14 protein-coding genes are annotated in these 16405 nt (G+C 47.2%); 10 read left to right on the top strand and 4 right to left on the bottom strand.

Annotation, left to right across the window (positions count from 1 at the left end; translation table 11 throughout):
- Complete coding sequence (gene uvrA / locus ACYZ97_RS05460) at positions 1-2907, bottom strand: excinuclease ABC subunit UvrA (protein ID WP_473300457.1); 2907 nt, start codon at positions 2905-2907, stop codon at positions 1-3.
- 235 nt (positions 2908-3142) lie between these two features.
- On the opposite strand from uvrA, the gene ACYZ97_RS05455 reads away from it, so the two are divergent.
- A complete protein-coding gene (locus ACYZ97_RS05455; protein WP_473300456.1) occupies positions 3143-3655 on the top strand; it encodes a single-stranded DNA-binding protein in 513 nt (170 codons plus the stop codon).
- A 7-nt stretch (positions 3656-3662) separates the two neighbouring features.
- Here ACYZ97_RS05455 and ACYZ97_RS05450 read toward each other — a convergent pair whose 3' ends face one another.
- Positions 3663-4286: a MarC family protein gene (locus ACYZ97_RS05450; RefSeq protein WP_473300455.1), complete on the bottom strand. Its 624-nt coding sequence runs from the start codon at positions 4284-4286 to the stop codon at positions 3663-3665.
- A 288-nt stretch (positions 4287-4574) separates the two neighbouring features.
- Between ACYZ97_RS05450 and gyrA the strand changes: the two genes are divergently transcribed.
- The 8 genes from gyrA (at position 4575) to ACYZ97_RS05410 (ending at position 12684) form a co-directional block, all read left to right on the top strand.
- Entirely contained in the window at positions 4575-7304 is a 2730-nt protein-coding gene (gene gyrA / locus ACYZ97_RS05445; protein WP_473300643.1) for a DNA gyrase subunit A, read from the top strand.
- A gap of 33 nt (positions 7305-7337) precedes the next feature.
- Positions 7338-7832 carry a pantetheine-phosphate adenylyltransferase gene (gene coaD / locus ACYZ97_RS05440; protein WP_473300454.1) on the top strand — a complete coding sequence of 165 codons (495 nt, stop codon included), beginning with the start codon at positions 7338-7340 and terminating at the stop codon, positions 7830-7832.
- Positions 7833-7845: 13 nt separating this feature from the next.
- Positions 7846-8430 carry a peptidylprolyl isomerase gene (locus ACYZ97_RS05435; protein WP_473300453.1) on the top strand — a complete coding sequence of 195 codons (585 nt, stop codon included), beginning with the start codon at positions 7846-7848 and terminating at the stop codon, positions 8428-8430.
- Between the two features lie 11 nt (positions 8431-8441).
- On the top strand, positions 8442-8957 hold the full coding sequence (locus ACYZ97_RS05430; RefSeq protein ID WP_473300452.1) for a peptidylprolyl isomerase: 516 nt from the start codon (positions 8442-8444) through the stop codon (positions 8955-8957).
- Positions 8958-8960: 3 nt separating this feature from the next.
- Positions 8961-9425, top strand: coding sequence for a DMT family transporter (locus ACYZ97_RS05425; protein WP_473300451.1), 465 nt, complete (start codon positions 8961-8963; stop codon positions 9423-9425).
- 7 nt (positions 9426-9432) lie between these two features.
- A complete protein-coding gene (gene queA, locus ACYZ97_RS05420) occupies positions 9433-10488 on the top strand; it encodes a tRNA preQ1(34) S-adenosylmethionine ribosyltransferase-isomerase QueA (protein WP_473300450.1) in 1056 nt (351 codons plus the stop codon).
- A gap of 3 nt (positions 10489-10491) precedes the next feature.
- On the top strand, positions 10492-11634 hold the full coding sequence (tgt, locus tag ACYZ97_RS05415) for a tRNA guanosine(34) transglycosylase Tgt (RefSeq protein WP_473300449.1): 1143 nt from the start codon (positions 10492-10494) through the stop codon (positions 11632-11634).
- A gap of 66 nt (positions 11635-11700) precedes the next feature.
- Positions 11701-12684, top strand: a complete 984-nt coding sequence (locus tag ACYZ97_RS05410) for an LLM class flavin-dependent oxidoreductase (RefSeq protein WP_473300448.1) — start codon at positions 11701-11703, stop codon at positions 12682-12684.
- A gap of 1 nt (position 12685) precedes the next feature.
- Here ACYZ97_RS05410 and ACYZ97_RS05405 read toward each other — a convergent pair whose 3' ends face one another.
- Both ACYZ97_RS05405 and ACYZ97_RS05400 read right to left on the bottom strand, forming a co-directional pair.
- On the bottom strand, positions 12686-13786 hold the full coding sequence (locus ACYZ97_RS05405; protein WP_473300447.1) for an AbrB family transcriptional regulator: 1101 nt from the start codon (positions 13784-13786) through the stop codon (positions 12686-12688).
- Between the two features lie 14 nt (positions 13787-13800).
- Complete coding sequence (locus ACYZ97_RS05400) at positions 13801-14604, bottom strand: glycosyltransferase family 25 protein (protein WP_473300446.1); 804 nt, start codon at positions 14602-14604, stop codon at positions 13801-13803.
- Positions 14605-14948: 344 nt separating this feature from the next.
- Here ACYZ97_RS05400 and ACYZ97_RS05395 point away from each other — a divergent pair, with 344 nt between their 5' ends.
- Complete coding sequence (locus tag ACYZ97_RS05395) at positions 14949-16403, top strand: cobyric acid synthase (RefSeq protein ID WP_473300445.1); 1455 nt, start codon at positions 14949-14951, stop codon at positions 16401-16403.
- Positions 16404-16405 lie beyond the last annotated feature (2 nt).

Raw genomic sequence — 16405 nt, 5'->3', positions numbered from 1 at the left:
CTATTTATGAATCGGCCGTCGTTCCAGCAGCTCTTTTAGGAATTTGCCGGTATAGGAGCGTTTTTCTTCAGCAATATCTTCCGGTCGTCCAACGGCGACAATTTCACCACCGCCGTCACCACCTTCAGGGCCAAGATCGATGATCCAGTCAGCTGTTTTGATGACTTCCAGATTATGTTCGATGACGGCTACTGTGTTACCCTGATCAACCAGCTCATGTAATACTTCAAGAAGCTTGGCTACGTCATGGAAATGTAGGCCGGTTGTCGGTTCATCCAAAATGTATAATGTGCGACCTGTCGCACGGCGTGACAATTCTTTGGCCAATTTGACACGTTGTGCCTCGCCGCCTGATAATGTGGTTGCCTGCTGTCCGACTTTAATGTAGCCGAGACCAACCTTGACCAATGTTTCCATTTTGTCACGGATGGCCGGTACGGCTGAAAAGAAAGAAGCGGCTTCTTCTACTGTCATGTCCAGCACATCGGCGATTGATTTGCCTTTAAACAGAACATCGAGTGTTTCACGATTATAGCGCTTACCGTGGCAGACGTCGCAGGTCACATAAACATCGGGCAGAAAATGCATTTCGATTTTGATAACACCGTCCCCCTGACAAGCTTCACAGCGGCCACCCTTGACGTTGAATGAAAAACGGCCGGGTTGATAACCACGTGCTTTAGCTTCCGGCAAACCGGCAAACCAGTCGCGGATCGGGGTAAAGGCACCGGTATAGGTGGCGGGATTGGAGCGTGGTGTGCGTCCAATTGGGGACTGATCAATATCAATTACCTTGTCGAGCAGTTCCAATCCGTCAATCTTGTCGTGTTCGGCAGGATGTTCACGACTGCCCATAATGCGTCTTGATGCGGCTTTGAAAAGCGTTTCAATCAGGAAAGTCGATTTGCCGCCACCCGAAACGCCAGTGACGCAGGTAAACGTGCCTAGCGGTATATCGGCACTGACATTTTTCAAATTGTTGCCACGTGCTCCCACGACGTGCAGTTTTTTCTTCTTGTCAATTTTACGCCGTTCTGCCGGCAGGCTGACTTCTTTTTTGCCGGAAAGATATTGGCCGGTCAAAGAGGCCGGATTTTCCATGATTTCTTGCGGCGTACCTTTGGCGATAACTTCACCCCCATGTATGCCGGCTGCCGGTCCGATATCGACCACATAATCGGCTGTCAGAATGGCATCTTCATCATGTTCAACAACAATGACTGTATTGCCGAGGTCGCGCAGATGGCGCAATGTATCAAGTAAACGGGCATTATCGCGCTGATGTAGGCCGATAGAAGGCTCATCCAGCACGTAAAGTACACCCGTCAGGCCGGAGCCGATTTGTGAGGCCAGCCGTATGCGCTGGCTTTCGCCGCCTGAAAGTGTGCCGGAGTTACGTGAAAGGGTCAGATATTCCAGCCCGACATCGTTGAGAAATTTTAGCCTTTCGCGGATTTCCTTCAAAATACGATAGGCGATGTCCTTTTGTTTTTCGCTAAAATTTTTGTCGATATTTTGAAACCATTGGTCAGATTTCAAAATCGACATTTCCGAGACTTCACCAATATGCAGCCCGCCAATTTTTACGGCAAGTGCTTCCGGTTTTAGACGGTAGCCTTTGCACGAAGGGCAGGGCGAAGATGACATGTAGCGCTCGATCTCTTCACGCGACCAGGCTGAGTCTGTTTCTTTCCAGCGTCTTTCCATGTTGGGAATGACGCCTTCAAATGTTTTGGTTGTCGTATAGGAGCGCACACCATCATTATAGATAAAGTCGATTTCTTTTTTGCCGGTGCCATATAAAATGGCGTGGCGCGCTTCATCATCAAGTGTTGACCATTTTTCTGTAACTTTGAAGCCATAGGCTTTGGCGAGTGCTTCCAATGTTTGTATATAATAGGGCGATGATGATTTGGCCCATGGCGCAATAGCGCCATTGCGTACGGTCAGGCTTTCATCGGGTACAACGATTGAAGGATCTATCGCCTGTTGCGTTCCCAGACCATCACAAGTCGGGCAGGCGCCAAAGGGATTGTTAAATGAAAAAAGTCTTGGTTCGATTTCAGGTATTGTGAAACCGGATACGGGACAGGCAAATTTTTCGCTGAAGATCAGTCGCTCATGGGTTTCATTTTTTGATTTATTGGCTGAGCCGCCGGATGTTTCGTTTTCCGGTAGAGGCTTGTCGGCAAGTTCGGCAATAGCAAGTCCATCGGCCAGCTTTAGGCATGTTTCCAGACTGTCGGCAAGACGCGTTGCTAGATCAGCACGTACGACAACACGGTCAACCACAACGTCGATGTCATGTTTGTATTTCTTGTCGAGAGCAGGGACATCGGCAATTTCATAAAAGACGCCATCAACCTTGACGCGTTGAAAACCTTTTTTCAAAAGTTCGGCAAACTCTTTGCGATATTCACCTTTTCGGCCGCGTACAATTGGTGCCATGATATAAAGACGGGTGCCTTCATCCAGTTCCATGACACGGTCTACCATTTGGCTTACGGTTTGACTTTCGATCGGCAGGCCGGTCGCCGGTGAATAGGGAACGCCAACGCGGGCAAAAAGTAGACGCATATAATCGTGGATTTCAGTCACGGTACCAACAGTCGAACGTGGATTGCGGCTGGTGGTCTTCTGCTCGATGGAGATGGCGGGCGATAATCCGTCAATCTGGTCCACATCGGGTTTTTGCATCATTTCTAGAAATTGGCGTGCATAAGCTGAAAGGCTTTCAACATAACGGCGCTGGCCTTCTGCATAGATCGTATCAAAGGCAAGTGATGATTTGCCTGATCCCGATAGTCCGGTCATGACAATGAGTTTGTCGCGAGGCAGATCGATATCGATATTTTTGAGATTATGTTCACGCGCGCCGCGAATGGAAATGAATTTATGATCGACCATGGAGGATTCCAGAATAAGAACAAAAATGGAACAAGAAGGTTATCAGATAGGTGTTTTTATATTAAAATGCAATGGCTTTGATAATATCATTATGCATATCATGAACGAATGAAATGGCTATAAGTTCTGTGGAAAGACATATAAATCCATCCGCATGCACTGCCGTTATGTACAAAAGACTGTATGGTGACGCGATCTTTTTTAGGCGTATCGCCTTTTTGCTTGGAGTGGTGTTATGGCTGGCAGTGTTAACAAGGTTATTCTGGTTGGAAATGTAGGGGCTGATCCTGAAATCCGTCGCCTCAATTCTGGTGATCAGGTTGCAAGTTTGCGTCTTGCAACATCGGAAAGCTGGCGGGACCGTAATACTGGCGAGCGTAAAGAGCGTACCGAATGGCATAGTGTTGTTATTTTCAACGACAATCTGACCAAGGTTGTCGAGCAATATGTCAAAAAAGGTGCCAAACTCTATATTGAAGGTCAGCTACAGACACGTAAATGGCAGGATCAGAACGGTAATGACCGTTATACGACGGAAGTGGTGCTGCAGAAATATCGCGGTGAATTGCAGATGCTTGATAGTCGTGGTGAAGGCGGCGGCCGTGGACAGATTAGTGATCAATCCGGCGGTGGTTACGGTAGTTCGCAAGGCGGTTTTGATCAGGGCGGCTTTGGCAGTAGTCAGTCGGGTGGATCATCTGGCAGCAGTAATTTCTCCCGCGATCTCGATGACGAAGTGCCGTTTTAGGTTTACCTTACAACAGGGTGCGTATCCCATTGGCAACAAATTGCACGGCCAATGCCGCAAGCAGAAGGCCGAACAGACGGGTTACAATACTACGGCCAGTAGAGCCTAAAAGGCGGTCAATTGGCCCTGCAAGTGCCATGAATCCGTAACATATGATGACGGATATCAATATGATGAAGAGTGTCGTGCCAGCCCCTCGAATGCCATGATGGTCGCTGGCAATGAGTATGGTGGCAGAGATTGAGCCGGGGCCGGCTATCATTGGCACAGCAAGGGGGAAGGCGGCGACATTGCGGATGTGGTCTTTGGTTATGTCGTTTTGTATGCTTTTTTCTTTGCGTGTTGAGCGTTTTTCAAAGATCATTTCAAAGGCGATGGTAAAGAGCAGGATCCCCCCTGCGACTTGAAAAGCCCCCATGGAAATGCCGAGTGTCGCCAATATCGATATGCCGCCAAAAGCGAAGAATGCCAACACGGCAAAGGATACAATGGTAGCAAAAAGTGCGGTAAAGTGGCGCTGATGCTTATTCATATCCTCCGTTACCCCTAAAAATATGGGGAGGAGACCAGGTGGATCGATGGCGACCAGCAATGTAATAAGGGCGCTGATGATGGTGGTATTTTCTATCATCGGTTTACTTCCCTGTTTGATTCTTAATTCGCACTTAAATGCCCACAATATGACCTTATAAAAAATAAGTCATCCACTGCTTTTTATGTTGATGATTTAAGTTGTTGAAATAAAATAGTAAATTACGGATGAAAAAAGGTGCCTCAAGTGGCGCTTTGATGCTTTTTTGGCTATAAAGTTGATTGAATTGATTCTGAAATAGAGAGTGTTGTTGTCGTGACCGATCAAACCTTGCCGCCTTCTTTTGATGAGCCCAATGGTATTGAGCCTGTAAATATTATTGAGGAAATGCAGCGTTCCTATCTCGATTATGCCATGAGCGTAATCGTGTCACGTGCGCTTCCCGATGTGCGCGATGGTATGAAACCTGTGCATCGACGTATTCTCCACGCCATGAATGAGCTGGGGCTGGGGTATAATAAATCCTATCGCAAATCAGCAACGGTTGTCGGCGAAGTGATGGGTAAATACCATCCGCATGGAGACTCCTCGATTTACGATGCGCTTGTACGTATGGCGCAAGATTTTTCGATGCGTAGCCCCTTGATTGATGGTCAGGGTAATTTTGGATCGATTGACGGTGACCCTCCGGCAGCCATGCGCTACACCGAGTGCCGTCTGGAAAAAGTTTCAGAAACCTTGCTGATGGATATCGACAAGGATACAGTCGATTTTCAGGACAATTATGATGGCCGTGAACAGGAACCTGCTGTTCTTCCGGCGCGCTTCCCCAATCTTCTGGTTAATGGTTCGGGTGGTATTGCCGTTGGGATGGCAACGAATATTCCACCGCATAATCTGGGCGAGGTCATTAATGGCTGTGTGGCACTGATCGATAATCCGGACATCACATTAGATGAGATGATCGAGATTATTCCAGGGCCTGATTTCCCGACGGGTGGTATCATTCTTGGGCGCTCCGGTATCCGTTCGGCCTATGAGACGGGCCGTGGTTCGGTCATTATGCGCGCCAAGGTTGATATCGAAGAAATCCGTGGTGACCGTCAGGCAATCGTCGTTACTGAAATTCCTTATCAGGTCAATAAAGCCACGATGATTGAAAAAATGGCTGAACTGGTACGTGATAAGCGTATTGAAGGCATTTCCGACCTACGTGATGAGTCTGACCGTGAGGGATATCGTGTTGTTATTGAATTGAAGCGTGATGCGGTTGCCGATGTGGTATTAAACCAGCTTTATCGCTACACACAGCTTCAGACCTCTTTTGGTTGCAACATGGTGGCGTTGAATGGCGGCAAGCCGGAACAGATGGTTCTGCTTGATATGCTGCGTGCTTTTGTTACCTTCCGCGAGGAAGTGGTCAGCCGTCGTACCAAATATTTGTTGCGCAAAGCCCGCGAGCGCGCCCACGTCTTGGTGGGATTGGCGATTGCTGTTGCTAATATTGATGAAGTCATTGCATTGATCCGTAAGGCACCAGATCCGCAAACCGCACGTGACCAGTTGATGACACGTCGCTGGCCGGCTTCTGACGTGGCACCATTGATCAAGCTGATCGATGATCCACGCCATATTATTCATGAAGACAATACCTATAATTTGTCGGAAGAACAGTCACGCGCGATCCTTGAATTGCGTTTGCAGCGACTGACGGCCTTGGGGCGTGACGAAATTGCTGATGAATTGAATTCAATTGGCGTCGAAATAGCCGATTATCTTGATATTCTTGGCTCTCGCTTGCGGATTATGGGCATCGTTAAGGATGAAATGGTAGCGTTACGTGATGAGTTTGCCACACCGCGTCGCACAGAGTTCGGTCTTGGTGGCGCAGAAATGGACGATGAAGACCTGATTGCCCGTGAGGATATGGTCGTTACCGTTAGCCATTCCGGCTATATCAAGCGCGTGCCGCTTTCTACCTATCGCGCCCAGCGCCGCGGTGGTAAAGGCCGTTCGGGTATGTCGACCAAGGATGAGGACTTTGTGACCCGCCTGTTCGTGGCCAATACCCATACACCGGTCTTGTTTTTCTCGTCACGTGGCATTGTTTATAAGGAAAAGGTCTGGCGTCTACCCGTCGGAACACCGCAATCGCGCGGCAAGGCACTGATCAATATGCTGCCATTGCAACAGGGTGAACGTATCACGACCATCATGCCATTGCCGGAAGACGAGGCAAGCTGGGGCGAACTGGATATAATGTTCGCGACAACACGTGGTACGGTACGTCGTAATAAATTGTCGGATTTTGTTCAGGTCAACCGTAATGGCAAGATTGCCATGAAGCTTGATGATGAAGGTGATGAAATCCTCTCTGTTGAGACCTGTACCGAACAGGACGATGTTGTCCTGACAACGGCTTTAGGTCAGGCGATCCGCTTTGCCGTGACTGATGTGCGCGTTTTTGCCGGACGTAATTCCATTGGTGTGCGTGGTATCAATCTTGGCAAGGGGGATATGGTTATTTCCATGACTATTCTCGGCCATGTCGATGCGACACCGGCGGAGCGTTCTGCCTATATCAAGCGGTCGATTGCCGAGCGTCGTGCAGCAGGTGCTGAAGCGGATGATATTACGATTGTCGGTGAAGATGATGTCGGCACCGAGGCGGAATTGAATGATGAGCGTTATGCCGAATTGCAGGCCCGTGAGCAGACTTTGCTGACAATCAGTGAATTCGGTTATGGTAAGCGTTCTTCATCCTATGAATTTCGTATTTCCAACCGTGGGGGTAAAGGTATTCGGGCAACCGATCCATCCAAGATTGGTGAAATCGGTAAGCTGGTTGCAGCTTTCCCTGTTGAACCGGTTGACCAGATCATGCTGGTGTCGGATGGTGGTCAGCTGATCCGTGTGCCGGTCGATGGTATTCGTATCGCTGGTCGTTCAACCAAGGGTGTGACAATCTTCAAGACGGCTCAGGGTGAAAAAGTGGTCTCTGTCGAACGAATTTCCGAGCCGGAAGATGACGGCGAAGAAGATTTGGATAGCAATGCTATTGAAACGGCTGTTGAAATGGCAGACAATGCTGCTGCTGATAATAAGGACGATGAATAATCGTCCTTATTTGGAGGAAAGACAGGGACAGCGATGAAAATAGCTATTTATGCCGGTTCGTTTGATCCTGTTACCAATGGTCATATTGATGTGCTTCGGGGTGCCTTGAATATTGCCGATAAGGTTGTTGTTGCGATTGGTTTGCATCCGGGTAAAAAGCCTCTATTCAGTTTTGAAGAGCGTGTTGAGCTTATAGACGAGGTAGGCGATAAATTATTAGGGGTGAGCGCAGATCGTTTGCATGTAGTTTCATTTGATAATCTCTTGATTGATAAAGCCAGAGAGCTTGGTGCCTCGCTTATCATTCGCGGACTGCGCGATGGTTCCGATCTTGATTATGAAATGCAGATGGCGGGTATGAATGGTACAATGGCGCCTACATTGCAGACCGTCTTTTTACCGGCCAGTGTTTCGGTGCGTGCGATTACGGCCACATTGGTTCGCCAGATTGCTTCAATGGGCGGGGATGTTTCAGCGTTTGTACCTGAAAATGTCTCGTCCGCTTTAAAAGATAAATTTAAATCCTGATAGGAGACTGATTGTGTTGCGTAGATTATTTTCCATTTTGGCTTTTGTGTTTTTGGCTTTTTCATTTGCCTCTCCTTTGCAGGCGGCTGATAACGAAAATATGCTTGTCCTTACACTGAAAGATGGCGATGTTGTTATCAAGTTGCGCCCTGATCTTGCTCCCAAGCATGTGGCGCAGATTAAAAAGCTTGTTAAAGACGGCGCCTATGACAATGTACTTTGGCATCGTGTTATTCCGGGTTTTATGGCCCAGACTGGTGATGTCCAGTATGGTAAGAAAGACGGCCCGGAATTTTCCGCTGCGCGTGCCGGTATGGGGGGATCCAAATATCCCGATCTTGTAGCAGAGTTCTCCAAGACGCCGTTTAAACGTGGTACGGTCGGTATGGCGCGGGCGCAGAGTCCCAATTCCGCCAATTCTCAATTTTTTATCTGTTTTGATGACGCCTCAAGCCTGAATGGTCAATATACCGTTGTTGGTGAGGTTGTTTCCGGTATGGATGTTGTCGATAAGATTAAAAAAGGTTTGCGCAATAATAATGGCGCGGTGAGTAATCCCGATGTCATCATCAAGGCCCGTTTGCAGGCCGGTAAATAAAGGAGTGCCTCATGGCCGATAAAATTAAAGATCCTGAAAATACACTTGTTCTGGAGACAACAAAAGGCGATGTTATTATCGAGCTATTGCCCGATTTGGCACCAGATCATGTCGCCCGTATCAAGGAATTGGCGCGTGAAGGTGCTTATGACAATGTTGTTTTTCACCGTGTAATTGACGGGTTTATGGCCCAGACCGGTGATGTCGAGTTCGGTAAGAAAGATGGTAAGAAGTTTAATCCATCACGTGCCGGGATGGGTGGATCCGACAAGCCTGATTTGAAAGCTGAGTTTTCCAATATACCGCATAAGCGTGGCACCTTGTCGATGGCGCGTAGCCAAAATCCGAATTCTGGTAATTCGCAGTTCTTCATCTGCTTTGAGGATGCACCATGGCTTGACCGCCAATATTCAGTCTGGGGCCAGGTTATTGAAGGTATGGATAATGTTGACAAGATCAAGCGCGGTGAGCCGGTTGCTGATCCTGATAGCATTGTTAAAGCCTATATTTGGGCTGATAAAAAATAAGCCATGCAATCAGATACAATGACAATGCTCATTTTATCTCTTTTAGCCGTTTTTGCCGGTGCCTGCCTTGCGACGCAGGCGCCGGTCAATACACGTCTTGCTATGGGGCTTGGCTATCCGGTTCTGGCTGCGGCTATTTCTTTTACTGCCGGTGCGATTGTTCTGGGCTGCATTTCTTTTATAACGATCCAGACCAGTTCCGTTTCCCCCGGTTGGGGTAATATAGCATGGCCATTCTATATTGCAGGCGGCTGTCTTGGTACGGTCTATGTGGTCATGGCAATTTTTCTTATTCCTCGTATTGGTGCAACGGCCCTAATGGGACTGGCGATTACAGGTCAGCTTTTGGCTGGATTGATTATTGATAAGACCGGGTTTTTAGGCGTTACGGTGCGTGAAATTACACTGGGGCGGATCAGTGGTGTCATTTTGCTGATTGTCGGCGTTATTCTCATTCGTAAATATTGATATTAAGATGAAGGTTGATCTTTTTGATTTTGATTTACCGGAAGAGCGTATCGCTCTGCGTCCGGTTAATCCGCGTGAATCAGCCAAACTTCTCTATGTTCGTGAAGGCAGGTTGGAAGATCGTCTTGTTGCGGATCTTGATGCGTTGTTGCTGCCCGGTGATGCGCTCGTTTTTAATGACACCAAGGTTATTCCGGCTCGCCTTGAAGGAGTACGTTATCGTGGTGAGGCTGTTGCCCATATTGGCGCAACTTTGCATATGCGTATGGGGCCGAGTGAATGGAAGGCTTTCATCAAGCCTGCAAAACGGTTGAAACAAGGAGAAACTATTGTTTTTTCCGGTAATGGTATGATGCTTAATGCGGTGGTGGCCCATAAGGGTGAGGATGGTGAAATGCTGCTTGCCTTTGATAAGGCCGGTGGTAAACTTGATGCTGCTATTGCTATGGTCGGTCATATGCCTCTTCCTCCTTATATTGCGGCAAGGCGGGCTGAAGATGCGCAGGATGCCAAGGATTATCAGACTGTTTATGCGCGTGAAGAGGGGGCTGTAGCTGCGCCGACGGCTGGGTTGCACTTTACAAAAGCCATGATGGAAAAGCTGTTGTTGCGCGGTGTTGAAGAACATTTTGTGACCTTACATGTGGGAGCTGGCACTTTTTTGCCGGTCAAGGTTGAAGATACGAAAAATCACAAGATGCATGCCGAAATAGGCCATATTGATTCTGCAACGGCTGAAAGACTGATGGCGGTAAAAAAGCGGGGCGGGCGTATTGTTGCTGTTGGAACGACGGCTTTGCGTTTACTTGAAAGTGCTGCGGATAAAGATGGCAATCTGCAGGCGTGGTCGGGGGCAACCGATATTTTCATTACACCGGGTTATCAATTCCGTTTTGTTGATTGTCTTCTCACAAATTTCCATCTTCCACGCTCGACGCTCTTTATGTTGGTTTCGGCCTTTGCCGGGTTGGATGTCATGAAGGCTGCTTATGAGCATGCAATAAAAAACAACTATCGTTTCTATTCTTATGGCGATACAAGTTTGCTTGAACGGAAAATTTGAAGCATGAGCGACACATTTAGTTTTAAATTATTGGCCCAAGATGGCAAAGCACGTCGCGGCGAGATCAATATGCCGCGTGGAAGTATTCGTACGCCTGCTTTTATGCCTGTAGGTACCGCTGGTACGGTTAAAGCCATGTATATGGAACAGGTCAATGATTTGGGCGCCGATATTATTCTCGGTAACACTTATCATCTGATGCTACGTCCGGGTGCTGAACGTGTGGCGCGTCTTGGCGGCTTACATGAATTTGCCCGTTGGCCTAAACCGATATTAACGGATTCAGGCGGGTTTCAGGTGATGTCGCTTTCAGGCTTGCGTAAGATGAGTGAGCAAGGTGTGCGGTTTCAGTCCCATATTGATGGGGCTTATTATGACTTGACACCTGAGCGGTCGATTGAAATTCAGGGGCTTCTTGATTCCGATATTCAGATGCAGTTGGATCAGTGTGTTGCATTGCCGACAACGGAAAAAGAAATGACCGAAGCCATGGAGCTTTCGCTGCGTTGGGCTGAACGTTGTAAGATTGCATTTGGTCAGCAATCCGGTAAGGCGATGTTTGGTATTGTACAAGGTGGCGATAATGTTCGGCTGCGGGAGCGTTCGGCACTGGCTTTAAAGGATATGGAACTGAAAGGTTATGCTATAGGTGGTCTCGCTGTGGGTGAGCCACAGCAAGTCATGATGGATATGCTTGATCTAACCTGTCCCCTTTTGCCGGAAAACAAGCCCCGTTATCTTATGGGTGTTGGCACGCCGGATGATATTTTAAAAAGTGTTGCCCGTGGCATTGATATGTTTGACTGTGTCATGCCGACCCGTGCGGGCCGTCATGGTCTGGCTTTTACCCGCTTTGGCAAGATTAATCTGCGCAATGCTCGTCATGCTGATGATCCGCGCCCACTTGATCCTGAATCGTCCTGTCCGGCGGCACGTGATTATAGCCGCGCCTATTTGCATCATCTTGTTAAAGCCGGAGAGGCGTTGGGCGGCATGTTGCTGACATGGAATAATCTGGCCTATTACCAGTATTTGATGCAAGGCATACGCGCTGCTATCGAAACTGGAAATTTCAAAAACTTTAGCGATGAAACAATAGATTTATGGGGTAAAGGCGATATTGAACCTTTTAAAGGGAATCTTTAGCCTTGTGAACATCGGATACTGCTCTATATTTGATTTATATTCTTACTCAATTGGGTGGTTGATCCGATGAAAGTTTCTGTACTTGATTTGTGCCCTGTGCCTGAAGGCAGCACGGTTGAGCAAGCGTTGAAAAATTCGATTGCCTTGGCGCAACATATCGAAGAATTGGGTTTTCCGCGTGTGTGGTATGCCGAGCATCATAATATGACCGGTATTGCAAGCGCAGCAACGCCTGTATTGATGGGGCAGGTTCTTGCTGCAACCAAATCGATTACGGTGGGCTCAGGCGGTGTGATGCTGCCCAATCATTCACCATTGGTTATTGCCGAGCAGTTTGGCACATTGGAATCTTTTTATCCGGGACGTGTCGAGTTGGGGCTGGGTCGTGCGCCCGGTACGGACCAGATGACCTCACAGGCATTGCGGCGCAATCTTGATACGGACCCCAATGACTTTCCCCGCGATGTTGTCGAACTGATGAGCTATTTCAAACCTGTTGAACCCAATCAGCAGCTTCGTGCTGTGCCGGGCGTTGGTTTGAATGTACCGATGTGGATTTTGGGTTCAAGTCTTTTTGGTGCCCAACTTGCTGCAATATTAGGCTTGCCTTACGCTTTTGCTTCGCATTTTGCACCGGCTGAATTGCATCATGCCTTAGCTGTTTATCGTGAGCGTTTTACACCTTCTGTTTTGGAAAAACCGTGTGCGATGGTTGCGCTCAATGCCATTGTTGCTGATACAGATGATGAAGCGGCATTTCTTTTTTCGTCACAGCAGCAGTCTTTTGTTAATTTACGGACGGGTCGTGCAGGTCCTTTGCCGCATCCTATCAAGGGTTATGTTGATAGTTTGCCATCCCAGCATCGGCTTATTCTGGATCATGCTTTGTCCTGTTCAGCCGTTGGGTCATCAAAAACCGTGCGTGAGGCACTTAAAACCATTTTGGATCAGACACAGGCTGATGAATTGATTGTTACTTCGCCAATCCATGATCCTGAAAAACGCAAATATTCGTTTTCTTTATTGGCCGAAGTTATCAAGACACTTTGAATTAGGACGTTTTGGCGGGCGGTAAGCCGATACGGCTGGCAATGAAGCGTGATAGAAATGGACCTGTTACGGTGACAACCATAAAACGGGTAATCTGGAATGCCATAACAAAGGGCACATTGATGGCTGTCGCCGTGCTGCTGGCGATAATGGCTACAGAATCAGCTCCACCCGGACTGGTCGCCAGATAGGTTGTCAGAAGATCGTATTGGGTTAAATATGACATAACGAGTGCAAAAAGCGAGCACAGAAAAATAAGGAGCAGTGTTGTGCAGAATAAAACGGGTAGGGCTTTTAATGCATAACTCAATATTTTGCGGGTAAAACGTAGGCCGATTGTCCAACCGATGATCGTATAACTGATAGCTAACAACCATGGCGGCAGAACAACCGTAATCAGATTAAAATATTGCAAGGTTACCGTAACGAGAAACGGTATTAAAATACCACCTGCAGGAATACCTAAGTATTTGGAGCCAACCGAGAAAAAAAGTGCAATGACCAGTGTGACAGAAAACCATGTAAGGTCAATGTTTGGGAACCAGTCTATTTGTATAGCGGCAATTGCATCCGGAGCGATAATGCGCGCAAGAAGTGAAGCTAGCCCAGCAACAAGTACAACACGCAGATATTGCATAACTGCAACGAGCCGTTCATCGGCGCCATAAGATTCGGCCATGATGACCATAACGGATGCCCCACCCGGCGCAGCACCCCAGACAGCGGTTGTGCCGGGCAGTATCTGTTTTTTGGCCAATATATAGCCGATAAAGTTTGATATGATGACAACAGATAGGACGCCGCCGATAAAAAGAGGCCAGTCGGCCAGAATTTCGGTAATAATATTATGGGTAATTGTCTGGGCGATCATGCAGCCGACAATGCCTTGGGCTGCGACAAAGAAGGGTTTGGGAATAGATATATTACCATTGCTTGTTGCAACTATAATGGCCGCAATCATGGGCCCCATTAAAAGAGCTGCAGGAATATGGATATATTCAAGGATAAAGATAAGCAGTCCGGAAACAACCAAAAGAAGCGGCCATTGTACATATCGAGATGTGTTTTCAAGGTCAGGCCAGACTGTGTGAAAGCGCGTCATTATCCTCTCCGGTTTTATTCTTCAAAACGGATATGTAGTTTTCGTGCTCCAAATCGGCGTAACAGACGTTTGATGTTGATCCACCCGCGTTGTATTTCACCTTTTAATCCATAAGGTTGGCATTGGCTTTGGGATGCAAGATCTTCACTGCCACCGATCATTGTCGGCATGACATGATGGGAAGCGGCAAAATCTTGGTTTTTTCGTCCTTGCAGGCATAGAGCGGGATCAAGCTGGTAACTGCCATATTTTGAAGCGATGAATCTTTTTGGACTGAACATAAATGAATCAACTAGATGGTAAAACGGATCAGAGTTTTCGAGTAAAATCCGTGCAAATGTCTTTGAAACCAAATAGCCGCCGGTACCAGGGTTCTCTCCAGCAACAAAATGGACGTTGAATCCGCCTTTTCCCGTAACGATTTTGCCCCGCACGAGAATATCGGGATAGAATTGTTCAACAGAAATTAGACCGGGCGCATTTTGCCATAAACCGGTTTTCAGAAAGTCTTTAATTTTTGAGGAAATGTAGACATCATCTTCAAATACAAAGGCATAATCATGATCGCCATCGACAATCATTTGCCAGCATTTGCGATGGCTAAGAAAACAGCCTATTTCTCCATCTCGTAAATGCCGATATCGTCCTGTATGGTAGAGAAGGGTATCTTCGGGACGCAATAATTTACCATCAACGGCGCTGACGCGGATTGGTTTTAGATCAAGTTTGTTGAACTGGTTCTCAATATGAGCCCAGCGCTCGGCTGCGCGATCGAGATTGATAATATAGAATTGGGGTATTTGAATTGGAGATACCATTATTTTAGAATACAAATTGCAGATGCTGTCTTTTAGCGTGGCATTGTGGTGAAGTCCATGCACAGGCAGTTGATTGAGGTGCTTAAAATAAAAAAAAACTGCGTTCGACGTGGCCGATACGCAGTTTTTTTAAGACTAGTTTTCCTCGAACTATGAGGAACATTCCGGTACGCAATACCTGATCCGGAAAGAAGAGGCTTTTCAATTTGCTCTTGACCTTCTGTTTAAAGGCAATCTGTTAATTCCAGGTTATCGAAGGCTTAAATAAGTATGAATCACGCTCTTTTTTTTGAAAAAATGTTATTATATGCAGATGCCGGAAAGACTATGGAATAGGTGGTAATATGGCGCGGGCTTTAATGTTTCAGGGAACGGGATCGGATGTTGGTAAGACCGTTCTGGTTGCTGGCCTTTGTCGTCTTGCGCGTCATAAAGGTCTGCGTGTGAGGCCTTTTAAACCGCAGAACATGTCTAATAATGCTGCGGTTGCTTCGGGAGGGGGAGAAATAGGACGAGGACAATGGCTGCAGGCTTTTGCCTGTGGTGTAGAGCCTTGCGTTGATATGAATCCAGTTTTGTTGAAGCCACAAAGTGAAAATGGTGCACAAGTCATTGTTCAAGGCAAAGTCTATGGTAATGCCAAGGGATATGAATACCAAGATATGAAAGGCAAGCTGCTGCCTTATGTGATGAAATCATTTGAAAGAGTAAAAAGTAAAGCCGATATTGTTTTGGTTGAAGGTGCGGGGTCACCTGCTGAAACCAATCTACGCAAAAATGATGTCGCCAATATGGGATTTGCAGAAAAGGCCGATATTCCTGTGGTGCTTATAGGGGATATTGATCGTGGTGGTGTTATTGCTTCGCTTGTCGGCACACATACCATTTTGGACTCGTGCGACCGGGAGCGTATTGCCGGTTATCTCATCAATAAATTTCGTGGTGACCCTTCATTGTTTGATGATGGACTTAAAGAGATTGAAAAATATACAGGCTGGCCGAGCTATGGGGTTGTCCCGTGGATTGAGGCTATGAGCCGATTGCCGGCAGAAGATTCTGTCGGCCTTTTTAAGGTTCGAGGAGCTTCAACCGGGCGGATTAAAATTGCTGTTCCTGTTTTGCCGCATATTGCCAATTTTGATGATTTTGATCCTCTGATTCAGGAAAAAGATGTTGATCTTGTTTTTGTCCGTGTGGGTGAACCGATCGCTTATGATTGCCATGCCGTGATTATTCCAGGTAGCAAGGCAACCATTGCAGATATGGAGACGGTTCAGAATCAGTCATGGACTGATGATATTCGCCGTTGTTATGAAAACGGTGCAGAAATCATCGGGATATGTGGTGGGTTTCAGATGCTTGGCCGTATTATTGATGATCCGGACGGAATAGAAGGGCGCACGCGCCGGATTAATGGTTTGGGGCTGCTTGATATCGTGACAGCTTTAAAACCTGAAAAGATTACGCGCAATATAATGGCTCATTCCTATCGCGATCATACTGATTTGCAGGGATATGAAATCCATTTGGGAGAAAGCGCCGGCCCTGATTGTGATAATGCTTTTCTTGAAATTGATGGACGTAAGGAAGGCGCGGCTTCTTCAGATGGCAGAGTATGGGGAACTTATCTGCATGGACTGTTTAATAATGGTACTTTTCGTCAGAAGTTTCTTAAAAGGCTTGGTGGTTTTTCGTCCGGTTGCAATCAACATGATATTATTGATCAGGCATTGGATGACATTGCCAACGCATTGGCGCAAGCAATCGATATTGATGCGCTTTTTGCTCTTGCGCGTTGATG

The sequence above is a fragment of the Bartonella sp. bp_1 genome (assembly GCF_055808085.1).
The sequence above is the reverse complement of the archived record's forward strand: the minus strand, read 5'-3'. Positions and strand labels throughout refer to the sequence as shown.